Consider the following 2,978-nt stretch of genomic DNA (forward strand, 5'->3'; position numbering starts at 1 on the left):
AGAAGCTTGGCGCGATCCTATCCCTTATATTGATGTGGGAGGATTGATACGGAGTAAACGTGACACAGTGACCTTAAATTCTTGCCCAGGGGCCGCTTTTCATGGCCATTCTTTCCAAAGCCCTACGTATGAAGAAGCAATAGATGACCATATTAGTACTTTCCTTAAAAATAAAAGATAAGGAGGACAAATTATGAATAAAATTCAAGTTTCCATTTGTATCATTTTAATGTTCATATTATCTGGTTGCGTATTGAGCTTATTGGATAGCTATGAAGAGCCTGAACAGGCGAAATTCTTGGGTGACATTTTAAATAACGTCTCTAAAAAGCTTCAAAAAAAATATACCATGCGTACCATTGGTACAGGCATAGGCATGCCTGACGGGGTTGTAACCATGCTAGCCTTAAGTTTTGAAAAAACGGGTCCTCTAACCCAAGAAGAAGGACGTGCAATTATCGTAGGGTGTGTAGAGGAAATGATTCAAACAGTAAATAAGAATGAAAAAATTAGACCCTATTTGGAAAATTATCCCTTTACCTCTAATAACGTTGAAATTAGGCTTTTTTTGAAGACAAAAGAGGGAAATAAAATTTATGAACCTGATTATGGTGTAATTTCTGAAATCGATGGATCAGTTAACTACAAATATAAATCTTCAGAAAACCCCAAAAAATATTCAAAAATAGAGGAAGAAAAATTTGAGGAAGCTTTAAAAATGGTTCAAAATAAAAGTAAGAAATAAATTTATATTCCCGATTTATTGCTTTAAGCCGTCTATCTGGTGCTATACCAAGCTTGCTAGATAGCTATGAATAAACTGAACAGGCTAAATTTGTAGCGAAATTTTAAGTAATACCGTTTGAAGAAACTTCGCCTGTATACCCTAAGAATGGAATGAACCCTTTAAAAGCTAGTTGCTCCTTAAATGCAGGTTTTTTATTAAGCATATGATTGCATAAAGAGCTGTTCAAAAGCGTATAATACGCTTATAAAGGTAGGTTTGCATACCCACTCCTCTCAAGCTACCGATCGACTTCTGGAGATAGTTTTATAAAGTATGGGGGCGCATAAGGGGCAGCTTAAAGGCGTATGAGAATCCGTCAAACATTCCAGGCAAACTATAACCTGCGCGCCATGTGTACAGGTATAGACAGGCCTGGCGGAGTGGTAACAATGTTGATCCAAATTTTATATTTCTTATTATACGCTTAAAAAAAACTTAACCTGTCTACCCAACCCTCTGAAAGATGACTCTCTACTCAACGAGAGGGCTTTTATAAAGTAACTGGCTGCATAAGGATTAGCTCAAAATCATATTGTTAACCTGAGTTGCGAGGTTTTTTAGGAGTTAATCAGATTTTTTATAAAATCCTTTCAGACGACCTGTTGTTGAGATTTTTCTGCAATAAATCTGCTCCTTATTCTTTCTTATTTCTTTGATAGATAAATCATTATGAACGTAATAATAGGGCATTAGTTAAGAAAGAATTTATCGCTTTGCTACTGTAAATCCATAGGCCCTTAAGATGCATGCGTCGCACTGCCCACAAGGCTTTTGTTGCGGCGTCGGATCGTAACAGCTAAAAGTCATATGCATAGGCACGTTTAAAGCGATGCCCTGACGGATAATTTCGGCTTTATCCCAATGGATTAAAGGTGTTAAAAGCTGAGGCGCGTTTCCTTCAGCAGCCTGCTTAGTGCCCACGTTTAAAACCCGCTGAAAAGCTTGAATGTAGCTAAGTGTACAGTCGGGATAGGAGGGAGCATCTAACGCATTAGCTCCTAGATAAATCTCCTGGGCATCTAGTATTTCAGCTTGCCCCATAGCATAAGCTAGAAAGAGAGTGTTACGCGCTGGCACATAGGTATTGGGAGTTTTCCCTGAGCCTATATCTTCTTTTGATCGATTTTTTGGTAACGCTAGATCTGACACTAAAGAGGAAGATTTAAATACCTTTGAGTCAATTTTAACAATACAATGTTTAACCTGGTAGTATGTAGCAATTTTGCTGGCGTGCGTAAGCTCTATACGATGCCTTTGACCATAGTCAAAACTCAGAGCATAGCATTCTCTCCCTTGAGCTAGAGAAAGAGCTAATATAACTGTTGAGTCTAATCCCCCACTCAATAAAACGATAGCTTTTTTCATATCTAAACGCCTCTGGTATGGGGAGGCCAGATAAATTTATGAATTTGCAAATTTAAACGCACTGCTAGCTGATCTTCTAATATCCAATTGACTAAGGTCTGGGAAGGCAGCACCTCAAATACAGGCGAAAACAATATCTCACTGACTTTCTTAAATAATTGATATTGACTACAGACCATCTTAGCATAATCGTAATCTTCCCGATTGCTGATCACAAATTTTATTTGATCATGAAAGCGCAAATGGTTAAGGTTATCCCAAAGGTTTTTATTGCTCATCTGGCTTCCCGGACATTTAATGTCTAAAATAATGCGTACGTTTGCATTCACCTTTTGGGTAGACAAAGAACCACCAGTTTCTAGGCTGACAATATATCCTGCCTGGCATAATTGGTCCATTAAAGGGATGACGTTAGCCTGCAAAAGGGGCTCCCCTCCCGTCACACACACATATTGACAGCCAAAAGAAGCTACCTTTGAAAAAATATTTTCTAAGGTATAAGAGACCCCTCGTCCAAATGAATAGGTGGTATCACACCATGAGCAGCGAAGATTACAGGCCGCCAGGCGTATGAAAGTTGTGGGTAGCCCGGCTAAGCTTGTTTCCCCTTGAATGCTACGAAAAATTTCAATAATATTAAGAGAATTCATTTATTTACAGAGAGTAATTTTTTATCGGAAATAATTTGACAATCGATAAATTATAAGGAAAAAAACAATTTCAAGCCCCCCTAAGCATTTAGCACTTAAGAAAAAGATTCTGGTAGCTAAACACTTAATTTATATAGGCAATAAATATTTTTTGTCTAGATGAGATATCTCATCAT

At 37.8% G+C, this 2,978-nt stretch carries 4 protein-coding genes; 2 read left to right on the forward strand and 2 right to left on the reverse strand.

Going from position 1 to position 2,978, the window contains the following annotated elements; genetic code table 11:
• Together DB41_RS11915 and DB41_RS05920 are read left to right on the forward strand one after the other, a co-directional pair.
• On the forward strand, window positions 1-181 hold a 181-nt coding region (locus tag DB41_RS11915; RefSeq protein ID WP_039385409.1), incomplete at its 5' end, for a hypothetical protein.
• 12 nt (window positions 182-193) lie between these two features.
• A complete protein-coding gene (locus DB41_RS05920) occupies window positions 194-745 on the forward strand; it encodes a hypothetical protein (protein ID WP_039385411.1) in 552 nt (183 codons plus the stop codon).
• A 747-nt stretch (window positions 746-1,492) separates the two neighbouring features.
• On the opposite strand, the gene queC is transcribed toward DB41_RS05920, so the two are convergent.
• Together queC and DB41_RS05930 are read right to left on the reverse strand one after the other, a co-directional pair.
• On the reverse strand, window positions 1,493-2,152 hold the full coding sequence (queC, locus tag DB41_RS05925) for a 7-cyano-7-deazaguanine synthase QueC (protein WP_039385413.1): 660 nt from the start codon (window positions 2,150-2,152) through the stop codon (window positions 1,493-1,495).
• Window positions 2,153-2,154: 2 nt separating this feature from the next.
• Window positions 2,155-2,802, reverse strand: coding sequence for a radical SAM protein (locus DB41_RS05930; RefSeq protein ID WP_039385415.1), 648 nt, complete (start codon window positions 2,800-2,802; stop codon window positions 2,155-2,157).
• Between the last annotated feature and the right edge of the window lie 176 nt (window positions 2,803-2,978).

Origin of the sequence: Neochlamydia sp. TUME1 (genome assembly GCF_000813645.1) — a bacterium.
Classification (GTDB): domain Bacteria; phylum Chlamydiota; class Chlamydiia; order Chlamydiales; family Parachlamydiaceae; genus Neochlamydia.